General features: G+C 71.6%; 18 protein-coding genes and 1 tRNA gene. 9 read left to right on the top strand and 10 right to left on the bottom strand.

The window, feature by feature from the left end; genetic code table 11:
* The first annotated feature begins 25 nt into the window (after positions 1-25).
* Positions 26-847: a VOC family protein gene (locus tag H4696_RS36625; protein WP_086859587.1), complete on the top strand. Its 822-nt coding sequence runs from the start codon at positions 26-28 to the stop codon at positions 845-847.
* A complete protein-coding gene (locus H4696_RS36620; protein ID WP_086859585.1) occupies positions 844-2,010 on the top strand; it encodes a carboxylesterase family protein in 1,167 nt (388 codons plus the stop codon). The genes H4696_RS36625 and H4696_RS36620 overlap by 4 nt, the downstream gene beginning before the upstream one ends.
* Here H4696_RS36620 and H4696_RS36615 read toward each other — a convergent pair.
* The 7 genes from H4696_RS36615 to H4696_RS36585 all read right to left on the bottom strand — a co-directional run bounded on the left by H4696_RS36615 (position 1,988) and on the right by H4696_RS36585 (position 6,356).
* Positions 1,988-2,242 carry a glutaredoxin domain-containing protein gene (locus H4696_RS36615; protein ID WP_086859583.1) on the bottom strand — a complete coding sequence of 85 codons (255 nt, stop codon included), beginning with the start codon at positions 2,240-2,242 and terminating at the stop codon, positions 1,988-1,990. The genes H4696_RS36620 and H4696_RS36615 overlap by 23 nt on opposite strands.
* Positions 2,239-3,009, bottom strand: coding sequence for an MBL fold metallo-hydrolase (locus H4696_RS36610; RefSeq protein ID WP_086859581.1), 771 nt, complete (start codon positions 3,007-3,009; stop codon positions 2,239-2,241). Before H4696_RS36610 ends, H4696_RS36615 begins: the two co-directional genes overlap by 4 nt.
* On the bottom strand, positions 3,006-3,824 hold the full coding sequence (locus H4696_RS36605; protein ID WP_086859579.1) for an NUDIX hydrolase: 819 nt from the start codon (positions 3,822-3,824) through the stop codon (positions 3,006-3,008). The genes H4696_RS36610 and H4696_RS36605 overlap by 4 nt, the downstream gene beginning before the upstream one ends.
* 107 nt (positions 3,825-3,931) lie before the next feature.
* Positions 3,932-5,071, bottom strand: coding sequence for a hypothetical protein (locus H4696_RS36600; RefSeq protein WP_086859577.1), 1,140 nt, complete (start codon positions 5,069-5,071; stop codon positions 3,932-3,934).
* A 36-nt stretch (positions 5,072-5,107) separates the two neighbouring features.
* Positions 5,108-5,734, bottom strand: coding sequence for a hypothetical protein (locus H4696_RS36595; RefSeq protein WP_086859607.1), 627 nt, complete (start codon positions 5,732-5,734; stop codon positions 5,108-5,110).
* Positions 5,734-6,189 (bottom strand): RidA family protein, encoded by a 456-nt coding sequence (locus tag H4696_RS36590; protein ID WP_086840822.1) that lies wholly within the window; start codon positions 6,187-6,189, stop codon positions 5,734-5,736. The genes H4696_RS36595 and H4696_RS36590 overlap by 1 nt, the downstream gene beginning before the upstream one ends.
* A 5-nt stretch (positions 6,190-6,194) precedes the next feature.
* Positions 6,195-6,356: a Sp36 family protein gene (locus tag H4696_RS36585; RefSeq protein WP_086679227.1), complete on the bottom strand. Its 162-nt coding sequence runs from the start codon at positions 6,354-6,356 to the stop codon at positions 6,195-6,197.
* A 105-nt stretch (positions 6,357-6,461) separates the two neighbouring features.
* Between H4696_RS36585 and H4696_RS36580 the strand changes: the two genes are divergently transcribed.
* The 3 genes from H4696_RS36580 to bagB are packed head-to-tail and all read left to right on the top strand — an operon-like array spanning position 6,462 to position 8,845.
* The gene (locus H4696_RS36580) at positions 6,462-6,710 is read left to right on the top strand and encodes a hypothetical protein (RefSeq protein WP_086859576.1); all 249 of its coding nucleotides are present in this window, start codon (positions 6,462-6,464) and stop codon (positions 6,708-6,710) included.
* A gap of 21 nt (positions 6,711-6,731) precedes the next feature.
* Positions 6,732-7,739, top strand: a complete 1,008-nt coding sequence (gene bagA, locus H4696_RS36575) for an ATPase BagA (RefSeq protein WP_086859574.1) — start codon at positions 6,732-6,734, stop codon at positions 7,737-7,739.
* Positions 7,736-8,845 carry an ATPase BagB gene (gene bagB, locus H4696_RS36570; RefSeq protein ID WP_086859572.1) on the top strand — a complete coding sequence of 370 codons (1,110 nt, stop codon included), beginning with the start codon at positions 7,736-7,738 and terminating at the stop codon, positions 8,843-8,845. Before bagA ends, bagB begins: the two co-directional genes overlap by 4 nt.
* Positions 8,846-8,910: 65 nt before the next feature.
* Here the strand turns inward: bagB and H4696_RS36565 are convergent, their stop codons facing one another.
* The gene (locus H4696_RS36565) at positions 8,911-9,207 is read right to left on the bottom strand and encodes a WhiB family transcriptional regulator (protein ID WP_086859570.1); all 297 of its coding nucleotides are present in this window, start codon (positions 9,205-9,207) and stop codon (positions 8,911-8,913) included.
* A 344-nt stretch (positions 9,208-9,551) separates the two neighbouring features.
* Between H4696_RS36565 and H4696_RS36560 the strand changes: the two genes are divergently transcribed.
* A complete protein-coding gene (locus tag H4696_RS36560; RefSeq protein WP_249026982.1) occupies positions 9,552-11,726 on the top strand; it encodes a transglycosylase domain-containing protein in 2,175 nt (724 codons plus the stop codon).
* 38 nt (positions 11,727-11,764) lie between these two features.
* Here the strand turns inward: H4696_RS36560 and H4696_RS36555 are convergent, their stop codons facing one another.
* Positions 11,765-13,612 carry a serine/threonine-protein kinase gene (locus tag H4696_RS36555; RefSeq protein ID WP_086859566.1) on the bottom strand — a complete coding sequence of 616 codons (1,848 nt, stop codon included), beginning with the start codon at positions 13,610-13,612 and terminating at the stop codon, positions 11,765-11,767.
* 117 nt (positions 13,613-13,729) lie between these two features.
* Here H4696_RS36555 and H4696_RS36550 point away from each other — a divergent pair, with 117 nt between their 5' ends.
* The gene (locus H4696_RS36550) at positions 13,730-14,710 is read left to right on the top strand and encodes a metallophosphoesterase (protein WP_192782734.1); all 981 of its coding nucleotides are present in this window, start codon (positions 13,730-13,732) and stop codon (positions 14,708-14,710) included.
* Positions 14,711-14,739: 29 nt separating this feature from the next.
* Positions 14,740-14,813: transfer RNA gene (locus H4696_RS36545), tRNA-Pro, on the top strand.
* Positions 14,814-14,854: 41 nt separating this feature from the next.
* On the opposite strand, the gene H4696_RS36540 is transcribed toward H4696_RS36545, so the two are convergent.
* Positions 14,855-15,619, bottom strand: a complete 765-nt coding sequence (locus H4696_RS36540) for a class I SAM-dependent methyltransferase (RefSeq protein WP_086859562.1) — start codon at positions 15,617-15,619, stop codon at positions 14,855-14,857.
* A 39-nt stretch (positions 15,620-15,658) separates the two neighbouring features.
* Here H4696_RS36540 and H4696_RS36535 point away from each other — a divergent pair, with 39 nt between their 5' ends.
* Positions 15,659-17,509, top strand: coding sequence for a prolyl oligopeptidase family serine peptidase (locus H4696_RS36535; protein WP_086859560.1), 1,851 nt, complete (start codon positions 15,659-15,661; stop codon positions 17,507-17,509).
* The last annotated feature ends 1 nt before the right edge of the window (position 17,510 follow it).

Below are 17,510 nucleotides of genomic sequence, written 5' to 3'. Positions count from 1 at the left end.
GCCACCGAGAGGCAAAACTCGGAGCATGCCCATCGACCACACGGTCTTCCTGACCAGGAAGTACGCCGAAACCTGGCGGCGCTACGAAGAACTCGGCTTCACGCTGAGCCCGCCGTCGCGGCACTTCGCGTCCCGCACCGGCGGCAGCGAACCCGTCCCGAGCTGCACCGCCAACCGCTGCGCCTACTTCGGGGAGTCGTTCCTCGAACTGATCGGCATCGTCGACGAAGCCGCCGGCGATCCGTGGCGCGTCCTGCCGATCCTGGACGCCCGCGGCGACGGCCTGCACGGCTGCTCCTTCGGCGTCGGCGACTCCGCGGAAGCCGAGCGCCGGCTCCGCGAAGCCGGACTCTCGAACTCCGGCGTGCTGAAGCTGCAGCGGGACGTCGAACTGCCGGAAGGCACCCGCACCGCACGCTTCCGCAGTGTCCACATCAGACGGGACCACACGCCCGAGGGCATCCTGCACACCGCCGAGCACCTCACCCCGGAGTACGTCCACCAGCCGCGGTACCTCGGGCACCCGAACGGCGCCCGCGGCGTCGCCGGGATCCTGCTGGTCGTGCCCGACGCCGAGGTCGCCGCGTACCGGGATCGCTATGCCGTGATCACCGGCGAAGGCCGGCTGGTGGACGTCCGAGGGGTGAGCGATCTCGACGCCGTCCTGCCCGGCGAACCCCCGAAAGAACTCCCCTACTTCGCCGCCCACGGCGTGGTCGTCACGGATCTCGCGAAAGCGCGGAAACTGGTCGAGGAGCACGTCCCGGCCATCACCCGCCCAGGCGGGTTCTTCGTCCGCGCCGCGGACGCGGGTGGCGCCGCGCTGTACTTCGAGGAGGCACGATGATCGTCGAAACCACCGCCGGACGGGTTCGTGGCGCGCACGGCGCGTTCAAGGGAATCCCGTACGCCACCGCGAAACGCTTCGAATCGCCGACGCCGCTGAAGCCGTGGAGCGGGGTCAAAGACGCGCTCGAACCCGGTCCCGCCGCGCCGCAGCCGCCGTCTCGGCTGGAGCACGCGCTCGGGCCGATGCCCCTGCCGCAGAGCGAAGACTGCTTGTCCCTCAACGTCTTCACGCCGTCGACCACCGGGAGCCGGCCGGTGCTGGTGTGGGTCCACGGCGGCGGGTTCTCCAGCGGCTCGGGCGGCCAGGTCTGGTACACCGGCACGCGCCTGGCGCGCGAGGCCGACGTCGTGGTCGTGACGCTCAACTACCGCCTGGGCGTCCTCGGGTTCCTGAGCGCCGACGGAATCCCGCCGAACCTCGGGCTCGCCGACCAGCTCGCCGCGCTCGACTGGGTGCGGGACAACATCGCCGCGTTCGGCGGGGACCCGGCCGAAATCACCCTCGGCGGGCAGTCGGCCGGTGCGCAGTCGACGCTCGCCCTGTGGTCGTCGCCGCGGACGCACGGGCTGATCAAGCGGATCGCCTTGCAGAGCGCACCGCTCGGGATGCGACCGTCCACAAGAGACGAGGCCGCGGTGGCCACCGAACGGCTCATCGAAGGGCTGGGCGGCGACGACATCCGGACCGCCCCGGTCGAGCGGCTGCTGGCCGCGCAGCTCGCGGTGCCGGGCAAGCCGGGCTCGATCGAGCCGCCGTTCCAGCTGATCGCCGACGACGACCTCGTCGCGGCCGACCTGATCGAAGCCGCACCGCACGGGCCCGCGCTGATCAGCTGGACGCGAGAAGAGCTACGCGCCTTCGTCCCCGACGCACCGCGAGACGCGATCGAGCGGGCGAACAGCTTCTTCACCAGCGACCGGCTGGTGAAGAAGCTCGACGCCGTCACCTACCGCTTCGACTGGCAGGCGCCCGGCAACCGGTTCGGCGCCTGCCACTGCATCGACATCCCGTTCCTCTTCGGCACCCACGACGTCTGGGCCGCGCCGATGCTCGAAGGCGCCCCGAAGGGCCTCGAAACGGAGACCGGGCTGCGCGAAGTGTGGGCCGCGTTCCTCCACGGAACGCCGCCCGGCACCATCAGCCCGCCGAAGCTGCCTTGACCGCCGCCTCGACCTCCGCGAAGGACGGGTTGACCATGGCCGTCGACCCGACGATCACGGTCGGGACCGTCTCGTTCCCGTTCGCCACCTCGCGCACGCGTGCGGCCGCCGCCGGGTCCTCCCAGATGTTGATCTTGCGGATGTTGAAGCCGCTTTTCGACATCGGCCGGTCGAGCGCGGCGCAGAAGCCGCACCCCGGGCGCCAGTAGAACTCGACCTCGACGTTGCTCATCCCTGTTCCTCCGACCGCAAGTAGTCCAGCTGCGCCTGCACGCTCAGTTCGGCGGGCGCCCACAGCGCCCGGTCGACGTCGGCGTACACGACCTCGACGACCTGGCGCGGGGTGGCGTCCGGCCCCAGCTCCTGAAGAGCCGAACGCACCTGGTCGAGCCGCTGTTCCCGGTGGGCCAGGTACTCACGGGCGGTAGCCGGGAGATCGGGCAGCTCCGGGCCGTGGCCGGGCAGGCCGGTCGTGCCCGGCGGCAGCTCGATGAGCTTCCGCAGCGAGCGCAGGTAGTCGCCGAGGTCGTGCAGCACCGTCGTGCCGCGGCCGAGGACCGTGTCGCCGGTCAGCACCTGGCCGTCGAGGACCAGCGAGACCGAGTCGCCCGTGTGGCCCGGCGTGTGCAGCACCTGGGTGGACAGGCCGCCCGCCTTGATCACCTCGCCGTCCACAAAGGACGCTGCACCGATGCACAGCGCGGGATCGAACGCCCGCACCGGCGCGCCGACGCGCTCGGCGAACCACGGCGCGCCCTCGGCGTGGTCGGGGTGGAAGTGGGTCAGCAGGACGAGTTCGACCGGGCCGACCGCGGCGAGCAGTTCGAGGTGCTCGAGGTCGCGGTAGCCCGGGTCGACGACCACGGCCGGGCTCGACGGCGTCGCCCGCAGCACCCAGCTGTTGGTGCCTTCGAGCGTCATCGACGACGGGTTGTTCTCCAGCAGCACCGACGCCGTCTCGGTGACCTGGCGCAGCACGCCGTACGCGGGGGCAGTCATCGCTTCTCCAGTACGACGCGGACGTGGTCGTTCTCACGGATGAGCGTCGGCGCGATGCGGACGATCTCCCGCTGCTCGTTCAGGATGTCGTCGGCGGTCGCGAACTTCGCCAGTTCGCTCAGCGTCAGCCACGTCGGCGGCATCAGCATCCGCCGGCCTTCGCGCGCGTCGGCGATCGCGTCGTCGGGGCGCTGCCAGCCGGAGCTCGACGCCTCCGACGTCGCGCCGTCGGCCTGCTGGCCCTCCGGCAGCTTCGCGACGTAGAACCGGGTGTCGTAGCGGCGCGGCTCCTGCTCGGGCGTGATCCAGTGCGCCCACGGGCGCAGCAGGTCGGCACGCAGCGTCAGGCCCGCGTCGGCGAGGAACCCGGCCAGCGACACCTCCCGCGTCTCCAGCGCCTGGCGGGCGGCGGCGTACGGCACGACGTCGGTGAGCACGGTTTCCGCACTGCCCGCGAGCAGCACCCCGGACTCCTCGAACGTCTCGCGCACCGCCGCGCAGGTCAGCGCCCGCGCGAGAGCCTCGTCACAACCGAACCGCGAGGCCCACCACGAGGGCTCCGGGCCGGCCCACGCCACCGACGCGTCGGCGTCGCGCTGGTCCACCCCGCCGCCGGGGAAGACGGTCATCCCGCCCGCGAACGGCATGCCCTTGACCCGGTGCTGCAGGAAGACTTCGACGCCCTCGGCGCCGTCCCGGACCAGGATCACGGTCGCCGCGTCCTTCGGCGTCGCCGGCGGGCCGTCCGCGTTGGCACGGGTGGCGACCCCGGCGCCGACCGGGATGTCGAAGACAAACTCCGTTGGCTGCTCCACCCGGGCAACATACCTCCGGTACCCGACGTCCCGTCGCGCAGTTGTGGCATCCCAGACACGGAAAAGGCGGAGCTTTCACGTGAAAGCTCCGCCTTTTCGAGACGAACCTAGGGGGCGGTCCAGCCGCGCTGCTCGCCGCCGGAGCGGGAAGCACCGTTGAGCCGCATCTTCGCCGCTTCGGCCCGCTCACGCTCGGCCAGCTCGGCGTGCAGCTCGCGCAGCAGCGCCCGGTCGCGCTCGCTCAGGCTCGGGTCGTCGAGGTCCAGCGCCGGCAGCTCGACGACTTCGTGCATCGACGGCTTGCCCGCGGCGATCTCGCGGCCCTTCTCCGGGTCTTCGGCCAGCGCCTGCCGCAGCTGCGCGACCTCCGCCGGCGTCAGGTCGGCGGTGCGCTCCGCGCGCGTCTCCGACCGCTCGGACCGCGCCTTGCGGGGCGGCTCCGGGGCGGGCGGCGGCGACACGATCGGCACCACCGGGGCGACCGGCTCGGGCGGCGCCGTCGTGGTGCCGCTCGAGCGGATGCTGTGCCTGCTGCCCGACTCCGCGACCGGCTCCGGCGTCACCGGGGCCGGCGGCTTGACGACCGGGTCGGGCCGAAAGGACGACGCGCTCGACGTCGCGCTCCCGGTCACCCAGGCCGGCGACGCGGCGGCCGAAGCCGCCTGGTGGTACTCGGAGTGCGCCACCCCGGGACCGCTGACCTCGACGACCGAGTGGATCCCGGCCCGGCGCAGCGCCGTGTCGACGCGGAACGCAACGGCCGGCGGGTTGCCCTCCGGCCCCAGCTCGACCAGCACCACGCGCTGCGGCAACGCGCCCGGCACGCTGCCCGCCGGGGTGTTGCGCCACACCGCGTGCACCGACCGGACGTCCGGCAGCACCTGCAGCGTCCGGTCGAGCGCCTCGGCGATGCCGAACTCCGGGGAGTTCTCGCCGCTGAACCGGTGCGTGTTGACCGGCTCGGCCTCGTCGACCAGCAGGTCGTTCGCCAGCGTCGCGTCCGACCGGCTCATCTCGAGCACCAGCGCCAGCTCGCGCTGCTCGGCGGAGCTGACCGGGATCCGGCCCGCGATGAGCGTGCCGGTGGTCAGCTCGACCGCCTCGTCGATGTGCGCCCGGGCGATCAGCTCACGCGCTTCGGTGAGTGCGCTGTCGTCGATCCGGCCCGCCAGGGCCAGTAACAGGTTGTGCAGGCGCAGGGGCACCGAGAACCCGTCCATGGGCGGGCCGTCGTGGACCTCCACCATTGCCTTGCTCCCTCCCAGCTCGCTGGCGGGCGAGCGTTATGCGGCTACTAGCCGGTTCCCCGCCACCGCGCCCACGCAGACCAGCTCTGAGTCGGCCAGCGCGGCCCGGTGGTACCCCGGCAGGTCGAAACGCGGCGGGATGACTTCGACGCTGGGCTCTTCGTCGCCCAAGACCCGCAGCACCCGCTGCAGCTCGCCGGTCAACCTCGGCAAACCCGCCTGCGCGGTGATCAGCAGGACGCGCTTGGCGGTTCCCTGCCCGACCACACCGACGTGTCGCCAGCTCTGCCGCACTTCCCCCACATCCGGGCGTCCCCGCAACGTTGCGTGGATCAACACGGACACGGAGTCGACCGAGTTAACCCATTCGGGCGCACTCGACGTGAATGTGTACCGGTTCTCGGTGACGTCGTCTACCCCCAGCGTCGAACTGACCTGGTGCCAGTCCGCGCCGTGCGGGATGAGACCGGCCACGAGCAGCCGGTACTCCGTCTGGTCGAGGTCGATCCTGTGCTTAAGCAAAGACCTCGGCAGGGTCCGGGCGAGGGTGCCCATCGCGCCCTCGCCGAGCCAGTCGCGGAACCGCCACAGCAGCTGGTCGGGCAGCCGCCCGGCCAGCCGGAGCAGCAGCTCGTGGGTGGACTGCTCGATGTCCGGGTCCATCACTGCACCTCCACGATCAGTTCGACCTCCACCGGCGAGCCGATGGGCAGCTCCGCGACGCCGACGGCCGAGCGGGCGTGGATGCCCGCGTCGCCGAAGACCTCGCCGAGCAGCTCGGACGCGCCGTTGACGACCGCGGGCTGACCGGTGAAGCCCTCCGCGGAAGCCACGAAGCCGACAACCTTGACGATCCTCGCGACGTTGTCAATGCCGACCAGCGCGTGCACGGCCGCGAGCGCGTTGAGCGCCGACGTGCGGGCGTGCCCCTTCGCCTCTTCGGGGCTGATCTCCGCGCCGACCTTGCCGGTCGCGGCGAGCACGCCGTCGACGAAGGGCAGCTGGCCCGAGGTGTAGACGTGCTTCCCGCTCTGGACGGCGGGCACGTAGGCGGCCAGCGGAGCGGCCACGCCGGGCAGCTCGATGCCGAGTTCCTTCAGCCGTTCGCTCCAGCTCACGCGGATCAGCCCTTCGGACGCTTGAGGTACGCGACGTGCTGCTCGCCCGTCGGGTTCGGCAGCACGGTGACCAGCTCCCAGCCGTCCTCGCCCCACTGGTCGAGGATCTGCTTCGTGGCGTGGATCAGCAGAGGGACGGTCGCGTACTCCCACTTGGTGGCGCTCATGGATCGGGAGCGTAACCAAGCGGGCAAGTGCGCCGGGGGCCACCGCCGTGTTTCGGCTCGCGACGCGCCGGAGTGTGGTTCATCTCACGCCGCTAGCGTTGGCCCGTGGATACCTGGCGCGTGATCGCGACGGCGCTGCTCGCGGCGGCCGGACTGCCCCTGGTGCTCGTCGTGATGGCGAAGGTGCGCGACCGGACGCAGAGCTCGGGCCAGGTCGCCCTCGGCGGGGTGATCACCTTCACGCTGCTGGTCGTGGTGGGCGTGCTCACCCTCACGGTGCTGCCCGGCGCCGTGGCCTGGGCACTGGTCGCGGCGGTCGCCGCTGCGGTCAGCGTCATGCTGCTGGCCAGCTGAGAGCTGATTTAGGGTGAAGAAGTGACCACTTCCCATGCCGGCTGGACCGACGAGCTTGCCCGCGCCCGGCTGCACTTCGTCACCGGCAAGGGCGGGACCGGCAAGACGACGCTGGCCGCCGCGCTCGGCCTCGCGCTCGCCCGCGAAGGCCGCCGCGTGCTGCTCATCGAGGTCGAGGGGCGCCAGGGCATCGCCCAGCTCTTCGACACCGAGCCGCTGCCCTACGCCGAGCAGCGCATCGCCGCCGTGCCCGGCGGGGGCGAGCTGCGCGCGCTGCACGTCGACGTCGAAGCCGCGCTGCTCGAGTACTTCGAAATGTTCTACAACCTGGGCTTCGCCGGCCGGACGCTGCGGCGGATGGGCGCGATCGAGTTCGCGACCACGCTCGCGCCGGGCCTGCGGGACGTCCTGCTCACCGGGAAGATCAAGGAGTGCGTCGGGCGCACCGAGTCCGACGGGCGGCACACCTACGACGCCGTCGTCGTCGACTCGCCGCCGACCGGCCGGGTCGTCAAGTTCCTCGACGTCACCAAGGCACTGACCGACCTCGCGAAGACCGGCCCGATCCGCGGCCAGGCCGAGGGCGTCGTGCGGCTGCTGCACTCCGGCGAGACCGTGATCCACCTCGCCACGCTGCTGGAGGAGATGCCGGTCCGCGAGACCGTCGAGGCCGTGGCCGAACTGGACGGCGCCGACCTGCGCCCGGGCGCGGTGCTCGTCAACCGGGTCCGGCCGCCGCGGCTGCCGGCCCGCTCGGTGACCGCCGCCGCGGACGGGCGCGTCGACGCTTCCCGCGTCCGCGACGGGCTCGCGTCGGCCGGGCTGAAGCTGCCGCAGGAGACGCTGGAGGCGCTGGTCGACGAGACCGTCGAGCACGCCGTGCGGGTCGCCGCCGAGCAGCGGGCGCGGGAGCAGCTCGCCGAGGCCGACCTGCCCACGCTCGAACTGCCGGACCTGACCGACGGCGTCGACGTCGCGGCCCTCTACGACCTGGCCGAGGCCCTGACCGACCAGGGGGTGCGGTTGTGACGACCATCGACATCGACGCGATGCTGGACGACCCGGAAAGCCGCGTGATCGTCTGCTGCGGCTCCGGCGGCGTCGGCAAGACCACCACGGCCGCGGCGCTGGCGCTGCGCGCGGCCGAGCGCGGCCGCCAGACGGTGGTGCTGACCATCGACCCGGCGCGGCGGCTGGCGCAGGCGCTCGGCTTGCGCGAACTCGGCAACCACCCGAAGCAGGTGCAGGTCGAAGGGTTCGAGCCCAAGGGCGAGCTGTGGGCGATGATGCTCGACATGCGCCGCACCTTCGACGACATGGTGCGCGTGCACGCCGGCCCGGAACGCGCCGAGCAGCTGCTGAAGAACCCCTTCTACCAGACCATTTCCACGTCGTTCTCCGGCACACAGGAGTACATGGCGATGGAGAAGCTGGGCCAGCTCGCGGCGACCGGCGACTGGGACCTGATCATCGTGGACACCCCGCCGAGCCGGTCCGCTTTGGACTTCCTGGACGCGCCGACGCGGCTGTCGTCCGCTTTGGACGGCCGGATGATCCGCCTGCTGACCGGCCCGGCGAAGGCCGGCGGCTGGGGCCTGCGCAAGGTCGTCAACGCCGGGTTCTCGATGTTCGCGAAAGCGGTGTCGACGATCATCGGCGGCCAGCTGCTGACCGACGCGTCGGCGTTCATGCAGGCCTTCGACAGCATGTTCGGCGGCTTCCGCGAGCGCGCGCGCAAGACAGCGGAGCTCCTGCGCTCGTCCGGGACGTCGTTCCTCGTGGTGGCCGCGCCGGAGCCGGACGCGCTGCGCGAGGCGTCCTACTTCGTGGAGCGGCTGTCGTCGGAGTCGATGCCGCTGGCCGGGCTGATCGCGAACCGCACGCACCCGGTGCTCGCGAAGCTGTCGGGCGCGGAGGCGCTGGCCGCGGCCGAGACGCTGCAGAACGCGCCGCTGGCCGAGGCGGTGCTGCGGCTGCACGCGGACCGCGTCGACCTGGCGGCCCGCGAGGAGCGGCTGCTCGCGCGGTTCACCCGGGCGCACCCCGAGGTGGCGCTGGCCCGGGTGCCCGCGCTCGCCGGTGACGTGCACGACCTGGACGGCCTGCGCGACATCGGCGTGAAGCTCGCCGGCTGACGCGGCACTTTCACGTGAAAGCGACCACCTGGGTGCGGAGCTTTCACGTGAAAGCGACGGCGTCGTCAGCCGACTTCGACCCGCTCTTCCGCGTCGCGCTTGGCCGCTTCGAGCAGGTCCGCCCAGCTCTCCACGTCGGGGCGGCGGCGCAGCAACGCCCGCCGTTCCCGTTCGGTCATGCCACCCCAGACCCCGAAGTTGATGCGGCCGTCGAGTGCTTCGGCGAGGCATTCCGTGCGGACCGGGCAGCCAAGGCACACGGCCTTGGCCCGGTTCTGCTCGGCACCCCGGACGAACAGGCCGTCCGGATCGGCGTCCCGGCAGGACGCGTTGATTCGCCAGCTCGACTGGTTGGTTTCCATACCCCCAGCTCCCTACCCTGGTGATCGACGCACCAGCGGGGAAAGGCACTGCGCTCCCTGCCCCCGCGAGCGTGTCTCCCTCAGCTCACGTCGGTTACCCGGGCACCTCCCCGGTGCCGGTGCCGCCGAACGGAGCAGGCGAGCTCCCACTCGCGTTGATCCATCCGTCGGCTTTTCTTCGTGAGACGTTGACGGACTGTAGGGGCCCTCGGTTCCCCCCGTCGAGACCTAGAATGCCTTCCGTTACCAGAAGTCACTGAAGGGGGTCGGTTTTGTCACTGAATTCACACTTGCGGAGACAGGGCGTCACCGTCGCCTGACTCGTTCCGGGTAGCCTGGCCCTCGTGCGAAAAGCGGATGGTTTGTTCAAGCTCATCGGCCTCTGCCTGCTCGCCGGGGTGCTCGTCGCCGGCATGCTCTTCCCGGTCGTGGGGGCGGCCGGTGTCATGTCGAACCAGGCCAGCGAGACGGTGGAGAAGACGTCGTCGGACCTCGCCGACATCCCCCCACCGCTGGTGACGACGGTCACCGACAGCACCGGGAAGCCGATCGCCACGCTGTACGACCAGTACCGGCTGCCGATCACGCCGGACCAGATCAACGAGGCCATGAAGTGGGCCCTGGTCTCGGTCGAGGACAAGCGGTTCTACGACCACCACGGCGTCGACTGGCAGGGCACGCTGCGCGCGGCCGTCAGCAACAGCACCGGCGCGGACACCCAGGGCGCCTCCACGCTGACCCAGCAGTACACCAAGAACTACCTGATCAACGTCGTCTACCGGAACGACCCGATCGGCCAGAAGAAGGCCCAGGAGCAGTCGATCGCCCGCAAGCTCAAGGAAGCGCGGATCGCGATCCAGCTCGAGACGAAGCTGAGCAAGCAGCAGATCCTCGCCGGCTACCTCAACATCGTCGAGTTCTCCCGGCAGATCTACGGCATCGGCGCCGCCGCGCACGCGTACTTCAACACCACGCCGGAGAAGCTGACCGTGCCGCAGGCCGCGCTGCTGGCCGGCCTGGTGAACAACCCGATCAACAACGACCCGTGGAAGCACGCGGACAAGGCGACCGCGCGCCGCAACCTGGTCCTCGACCGGATGGTCGAGAACAAGAAGCTGGCGAAGGCCGACGCCGACCGCTTCAAGGGCGAGCCGCTGGGCGTCGTGCCGGACTTCCCGGCGAAGCCGCCGGCCAACTGCATCGGCGCCGGCCCGGAGTCCGGGTTCTTCTGCCAGTACGTCGAGGACTACCTGCTCAAGTCCGGGATGACGAAGGACCAGCTCTACACCGGCGGCTACACGATCAAGAGCACGCTGGACGAGCGCGCCAACCACGAGGCGAAGGTCTCGGCCGAGGCGCAGGTCGACAAGACGCAGAAGTACGTCGCGAACACGCTGTCGCTGATCAGACCGGGCAAGAACCGGCACGAGGTGGTGGCGCTCGCCGCGAACCGCGACTACGGCCAGGACCAGGACGCCGGGCAGACGACGTACGCGCTGCCCGCGGGCGTCTACAACACCGGCGGCGCGGGGTCGACGTTCAAGATCTTCACGTCGGCGGCCGTCCTCGACAAGGGCATCGCGGGGATCTACTCGCCGGTCGACATGCCGGACTCCTACACGTCACACGTGTTCTCGACCGGCAAGGGCGGCTGCAGCACGACGCCGACCGGGAAACCCGCCACGTACTGGTACTGCGTCGGCAACGCGGGCGACTACAGCCGGGTGGGCGCCAACGCCACGCTCCAGACGGCGCTGGCGACGTCCCCGAACACCACGTTCGTGGCGCTCGAGGACAAGCTCGGCAGCACCGGCCCCGCCATCGACATGGCGAAGCGGCTCGGCCTGCGCGACACGATGGCGAGCAACACCGGCGGTGGCCCGGTGGACCCGAACGTCAAGGGCAAGAACCAGAGCCAGGCGGAGGCGTACGGGCCCAACGGCAACAGCCCGGGCTACGGCGCGTTCACGCTCGGGTTCAGCCCGGTCAGCGGCCTGGAGATGGGCAACGTCGCCGCGACGATCCTCTCCGGCGGGGTCTGGTGCCCGCCGACCCCGATCGCCGGGGTGACCGACCGCAACGGCAAGCCGGTGCCGATCAAGGAAGCGCCGTGCGAGCAGGCCGTGCCCGAAGGCTTGGCGAACACCCTCGCCGTCGGCATGAGCAAGGACGACCAGCCGGGCGGCACGTCGGCCAAGGCCGCCGCCGACGTCGGCTGGAACCGCCCGATCATCGGCAAGACGGGCACCACGCAGGGCAACGTCTCGGCGGCGTTCGTCGGCGGCACCCCGCAGCTCGCGGGCGCGGCGATGACGTTCAAGTTCGGCGGCGGGCAGGGCGGTATCTGCGACGCCGGCCCGGGCAACGTCCGCGTCTGCGGCGGTGGCGGCAACATCTTCGGTGGCAAGGCCCCGGCGCGGACGTGGTTCGGCGCGATGAAGAACATCCTCGACGCCAGCCAGCCGGTCATGCAGCTACCACCACCGGACCCGCAGTACATGGGCGGCGGCGCCCGGTAACGCCGGAGAAGGGCTCGCGGGAAACCGCGGGCCCTTCTTCAGTTCTTCGGCATCTCCGACAGGACTTCGGTGTTCCACCACTGGTAGAGCTTGTCCAGCTCGTCGTTGGTCGTCACCTTGGTGGAGAGCAGGATGCCCGCCACGAGGTTCTTCTTCTCCGTCCACACCAGCTGGGCCGGGTCACCGAGGAAACAGGTGAGGTACTCGCCCGGGACCGGGTTCGGGACCTCCGCGCGGTAGTACGTGCCCCAGATCTTCGGGTACTTGTCCGGCCGGCACGCGCCTTGGGCGTCGTTGCGGGTGAGCCCCTGGGTCTTCACGACGTCCTGGAAGAACGCGTCCATCGCCGCCGAGTCCGGGAAGCGCAGGAACTTCGCCCCGGTCGGCTGCGGGAACATCACGTTGCCGATCCGGACGTCGCCGACGTTCGAGTCCGTGCACTCGGCCGCCGCGGCCGTGCCGGGCGGCGCGGCGGCGGGCACGCAGGTGTACTGCTTGTAGACCGCGGGAAGCGCGTCGAACAGCTTGGTGTCGGGCGCGGCCTTCGATTCCGAAGTGGACGGTGTCGGCTCCGGTGTCTCGGACGTCGTGGGCGGCGGCGTCGAGTAGACGGTCGTCGGCGTGTTCGGGCCGGGGCCGGCCGTATGGGTGTCGTCCTTGGTCACCACGTAGGTGATCACCAGCGCGACCACGACGACACCCGCCAGCGCGGCGCACAGGGCGATCCAGCGGTTGCGTTGCGCCTTCGGCGGGCCGGTCGGGGCCACCTTGCCCGACGGGCCGGTGAACCGGACGGGCTGCGGGCCCGTCGGCGGCCCAGGGTAGGAGCCGGTCGGCGGACCGGGATACGGGGCGGCCACCGCGGGCTGGCCCGGCGGGGTCGGCGGCCCGGGGTAGGGCCCGGAGTACGGCCCGGCCTGGGTGCCGACCGCCGGAGTGCCCGTCGGGGTCGGCGGCCCCGGGTGCCCGAGCCCGGTCGGCGGGCCGGTCAACGTCGGGGGTGGCGCGGTCGGCGTGGGCCGCGGGGTGACCGGGCCCGGCAGGGTCTTCTGCCACGTCGGGATCGCGGGGGCCGGCGCGGTCAGCGCCGCGCGGACGGCGTCCGCGAACGCCTTCGCCGTCGGGTAGCGGTCGGCCGGGTTCTTCGCCATCCCGTGTGCCACCACGGCGTCCAGCGCGGCGGGCAGGCCCGGGCGCACCTGCGACGGCGCCGGCGGCGGCGCGGTCAGGTGCGCGCCCATCTGCGCGGCCGCGCCCTCGCCCAGGAACGGGCGGCGGCCGGTGACGCACTCGAAGAACACGCACGCGAGCGCGTAGACGTCGACCAGGCCGGTGATCGGTGCCTCGCCGAAGCGTTCCGGCGCCATGTAGTCGAGCGTGCCGATCACGTTGCCGGTACCGGTGATCGAGGTCCCCTCCGCCGTCATCGACCGCGCGATGCCGAAGTCCACGAGGTACACGAAATCGGCGCTCGTGACGAGCACATTGGACGGCTTGACGTCCCGGTGCACCAGGCCGTCTTCGTGGGCGGCGTCGAGCGCGCCCGCGACCTGCTCGACGATCGCCGCCGCCCGCTCGGGCGACAGCGGCCCGTCCTCCAGCAACTCCTTGAGGTCCTTGCCTTCGACCAGGCGCATGTCGAGGTAGAGCCGGCCGTCGATCTCGCCGTAGGCGTGGATCGGGATCACGTGCGGTTCGCGCAGCCGCGCGACGATCTGCGACTCGCGGCGGAACCGCGCGCGGAACGCCTCGTCGCCCGCGTTCGGGCCGGACAGCAGCTTGAGCGCGACGACGCGGTCGTGCGCGGTGTCGTAGGCGCGGTGGACCTCGCCCATTCCCCCTCGGCCGAGCAGGCCTTCGATCTTGTACGGCCCGAACTGCTCCATCGTTCTCCCCAACCCCCCGGCTGGTCACCCGTCTACGGGCCGACGCAGATGCTAATCGGCAGGTTCCCCAGAACGGCGGCGAGTTCATCCAACTGTTGAGCACGTATCCTGGAGCTCGTGAGCACGCTCAGTAACACAAGCACGTCGGGGGCGACCGCGAAGCGCCTCGCCGCGGGGACGGTGGCGCTCGGCGTCGCGACCCTCGGTTACGCCGTCGGCATCGAACGGCGCCACTGGACCCTGCGCACCGCCGAGCTCCCGGTGCTGGCGCCCGGGTCCCGGCCCTTCACGATCCTGCACGTTTCGGACCTGCACATGCTGCCGGGCCACCGCAGCAAGCAGCGCTGGGTCGCCGCGCTCGACGAGCTGAACCCGGACCTCGTCGTCAACACCGGCGACAACCTCTCGCACCGGACGGCCGTCCCGTCCGTGCTGCGCGCGCTGGGCCCGCTGCTCGACCGGCCGGGGGTGTTCGTCTTCGGCAGCAACGACTACTACGCGCCCAAGCCGAAGAACCCGGCCCGGTACCTGATGCCGAAGGGCAAGAAGAAGCGCATCCACGGCGTCCAGCTGCCCTGGCGCGACCTGCGCGCGGCGTTCGTCGAGCACGGCTGGACCGACCTGACGCACGTCCGCCGCACGATCGACGTCGGCGGGCAGGCGGTGTTCGCGGCCGGCGTCGACGACCCGCACCTGCGCCGCGACCGCTACCCCGACATCGCGGGCCCGGCCGACAGCGGCGCGGCCGTCCGCATCGGCGTGACGCACTCGCCGGAGCCGCGGGTCCTCGACACGTTCGCCACGGACGGTTACGACCTGGTGCTGGCGGGCCACACGCACGGCGGCCAGCTGCGGCTCCCGGGTTACGGCGCCATCGTCACCAACTGTGACCTGGATCGCAGCCGCGCACGCGGTGCTTCGCGGTGGGGCGCGCACATGTGGCTGCACGTCTCGGCCGGCTTGGGGACGTCGCCGTGGGCGCCGGCCCGGTTCGCCTGCCCGCCGGAGGCCAGCCTGTTGACGCTGGTCCCGCGTGGTTCGGAGCCCGCGAAGCCGCGAAAGCTGGCCCCGCGGAAAGCGCGAAACACCGTCCGCTAGACTTCTCCACGACCCGTTAAGCAGTACCTCGGGGTGTGGCGCAGCTTGGTAGCGTGCCTCGTTCGGGTCGAGGAGGTCGTGGGTTCGAATCCCGCCACCCCGACGAGTAAGAGCCGGTGTCTTCGGACACCGGCTCTTCTGGTTTCAGCGGGTCGCGGTCACTTCCACCCAGCATTGGCTGAAGTCGCCGTCCCCGCCGCGGGTCCACACCCAGGCCGAACGCGCCGCGCTCGCCAGCTGGTCACGGTCGCGGCCCTCCTCCTTGAGCGCCGCCTCCAACCGGGCCTCCACGTACTTCGCCAGGTCGCGGTAGCTCATGTCCGAGCGGTAGCGGGCTCTCGACACGACCTCGGTGAACCCCGCCGTGACGCACTGGTCGGCGATCACCCGGCCCGCGAACGGGTTGCCGCCCGCCTGGCGGCGCAGCAGGTAGTGCCCTCTCAGCGCCGCGTCGACGTTCGCCGTCTTCGGACGCAACCGGGCCTTGCTCCAGTCCGATGTGGACAAAGCGAGCCTGCCACCCGGCTTCAGCACCCGGCGCAGTTCCGCCAGCGCGTCCAGCGGACGGGACAGGTGCTCGAACAGCGCGTGCGAAAACGCCACGTCCACACTGCCGTCGGCGAACGGCAGGTCGTACGCCGAGGCCACCAGGAAGTCCACTGTGGACCTGCCGGCCCGGCGCGCGATTTCGCGGGCCATCGCGATCTGCCCCGCGTCGAGGTCCACGCCGGCCACCCGGGACTCCGCGGCGAGGCCGAGCGTGATCGAGCCCGGGCCGCAGCCGAGGTCGACCACCCACATCCCCGGTGCGAACAGCGGCTGGGCGAACGCCGCGCGCTCGGCAGCCGTGCGCGCGGACATCATCGAAACCGCGTCTCGCCCGTAGCCCGGCGCGTAACCCTCCAGCACCCCGCACACAGTACGGCCAGAAGGTGGCAGGATCGAGGGGTGAGCACGCAGTCAGCGAACCAATATCCGCCCGCGGTGGTCCCGGACCGGCTGTTCGACGACGCCGAAGCCGAGAACCGCTGGCGCGCCCGCTTCCACGCGCCGCGCATCTCCACGCCCGACTGGGCCCGTGACGCGCCCGACGCCAACATCTACGTCTCCAATTCCAGTGGCGTCTGGGAGGTCTACGCCTGGGACCGGGCGTCCGGCGAGCACCGCCGCGTCACCGACCGGCCCAACGGCACCCTGCACGCGACGCCGTCCCCGGACGGCGAGTGGATCTGGTGGTTCGACGACACCGACGGCGACGAGTTCGGCTCGTGGGTGCGCGAGCCGTTCGCCGCGACCGAGGGGAGCAAGCCGGAGAAGGGCGTCCCGGACGTCCACGACGGCTACCCGGCCGGGCTCGAGATCGGCGCGAAGCTCGTCGCGGTCGGCGTCTCGACCGACGACGGCAGCGAGCTGTTCGCCCGGATCGACGGCGAGACGCACCGCTTCTACAGCCACGCGGACGACGCCGGCATCGCGTCGCTTTCCCGCGACGAGAGCCTGATCGCGATCTCGCACTCCGAGCACGGCGATTCGCGGCACCCCGCGCTGCGGGTGCTCGCCACCGACGGCTTCGGCACCGTCGCCGAGAAGTGGGACGGCGAGGGCAAGGGCCTGTCCGCGCTGGAGTTCTCGCCGCTGCCCGGCGACCAGCGGCTGCTCGTCCTGCACGAACGGCGGGGCCGCGAGGAGCTGCTCGTCTGGGACGTCCGCGCGGACACCGAGACCGAGCTCGAGCTGGACCTGCCCGGCGAGGTCGTCGCCGGCTGGTACCCGGACGCGCGCGCCCTGCTCGTCGTCCACTTCCACGAGGGCCGCAATTCCTTGTACCGCTACGACCTCGACACGGCCGAATTGTCCTCAGTGGACACCCCCGCCGGCCGGATCGGCGGCGCCGGCGTCCGCCCGGACGGCACGGTCGAGTACTCGTGGTCCAGCGCGGCCGAACCGTCGGCGGTCCGCGCGCGCACCGCCGACGGCGCCGACTCGGTGCTGCTCGAACCGCCGGGCGAGCGCGCGCCGGGGTCGGAGCCGGTGACCGACGCGTTCGTCGAAGGCGTCGGCGGGCGGATCCACGCGCTGGTCTCGCGGCCGTCCGGCGCGCCCGACGGCCCGCTGCCCACGGTCTTCTCCCTGCACGGCGGCCCGCACGCCGCGGACGAGGACCGCTTCTCGGCTTATCGGGCGACCTGGCTCGACGCCGGGTTCGCCGTGGTCGAGGTCAACTATCGCGGCTCGACCGGCTACGGCTCGGCCTGGCGCGACGCCATCGAAGGCCGGCCCGGGCTGACCGAGCTGGAGGACGTCGCTTCGGTGCACGACTGGGCGGTCCAAAGTGGACTGAGCGACCCGGCCAAGTGCGTCGTCAACGGCGCTTCCTGGGGCGGCTACCTCTCCCTGCTCGCGCTCGGCACGCAGCCGACGCGGTGGGCGGCGGGCGTCGCCGGGGTGCCGGTGGCGGACTACGTCGCCGCGTACGAGGACGAGATGGAGCAGCTGCGCTCGTTCGACCGCGCGCTCTTCGGCGGTTCGCCGGAGGACGTGCCGGCGGTGTACCGGGAGTGCTCGCCGATCACCTACGTCGACGCCGTGACGGCGCCGGTGCTCGTACTGGCCGGCGACAACGACCCGCGCTGCCCGATCCGCCAGATCGAGAACTACCTGGACCGCCTGACCGGCCGCGACCTCCACCACGAGTTCTACCGCTACGACGCGGGCCACGGCTCCCTGGTGATCGCGGAGACGATCAAGCAGACGTCGATCGAGGTCCACTTCGCCCTGCGCGCCCTCGGCCTCCGCTGAC

It is taken from the genome of Amycolatopsis lexingtonensis, from assembly GCF_014873755.1.
Taxonomy (GTDB): domain Bacteria; phylum Actinomycetota; class Actinomycetes; order Mycobacteriales; family Pseudonocardiaceae; genus Amycolatopsis; species Amycolatopsis lexingtonensis.
This window is presented reverse-complemented; position numbering and strand designations above follow the sequence as displayed.

Bases quoted from the DNA above. Each gene is read 5' to 3' on its own strand.
- H4696_RS36625 (WP_086859587.1), top strand. From the start codon at position 26: ATGCCCATCGACCACACGGTCTTCCTGACCAGGAAGTACGCCGAAACC.
- H4696_RS36620 (WP_086859585.1), top strand. From the start codon at position 844: ATGATCGTCGAAACCACCGCCGGACGGGTTCGTGGCGCGCACGGCGCG.
- H4696_RS36615 (WP_086859583.1), bottom strand. From the start codon at position 2,242: ATGAGCAACGTCGAGGTCGAGTTCTACTGGCGCCCGGGGTGCGGCTTC.
- H4696_RS36610 (WP_086859581.1), bottom strand. From the start codon at position 3,009: ATGACTGCCCCCGCGTACGGCGTGCTGCGCCAGGTCACCGAGACGGCG.
- H4696_RS36600 (WP_086859577.1), bottom strand. From the start codon at position 5,071: ATGGTGGAGGTCCACGACGGCCCGCCCATGGACGGGTTCTCGGTGCCC.
- H4696_RS36595 (WP_086859607.1), bottom strand. From the start codon at position 5,734: ATGGACCCGGACATCGAGCAGTCCACCCACGAGCTGCTGCTCCGGCTG.
- H4696_RS36585 (WP_086679227.1), bottom strand. From the start codon at position 6,356: ATGAGCGCCACCAAGTGGGAGTACGCGACCGTCCCTCTGCTGATCCAC.
- H4696_RS36565 (WP_086859570.1), bottom strand. From the start codon at position 9,207: ATGGAAACCAACCAGTCGAGCTGGCGAATCAACGCGTCCTGCCGGGAC.
- H4696_RS36555 (WP_086859566.1), bottom strand. From the start codon at position 13,612: ATGGAGCAGTTCGGGCCGTACAAGATCGAAGGCCTGCTCGGCCGAGGG.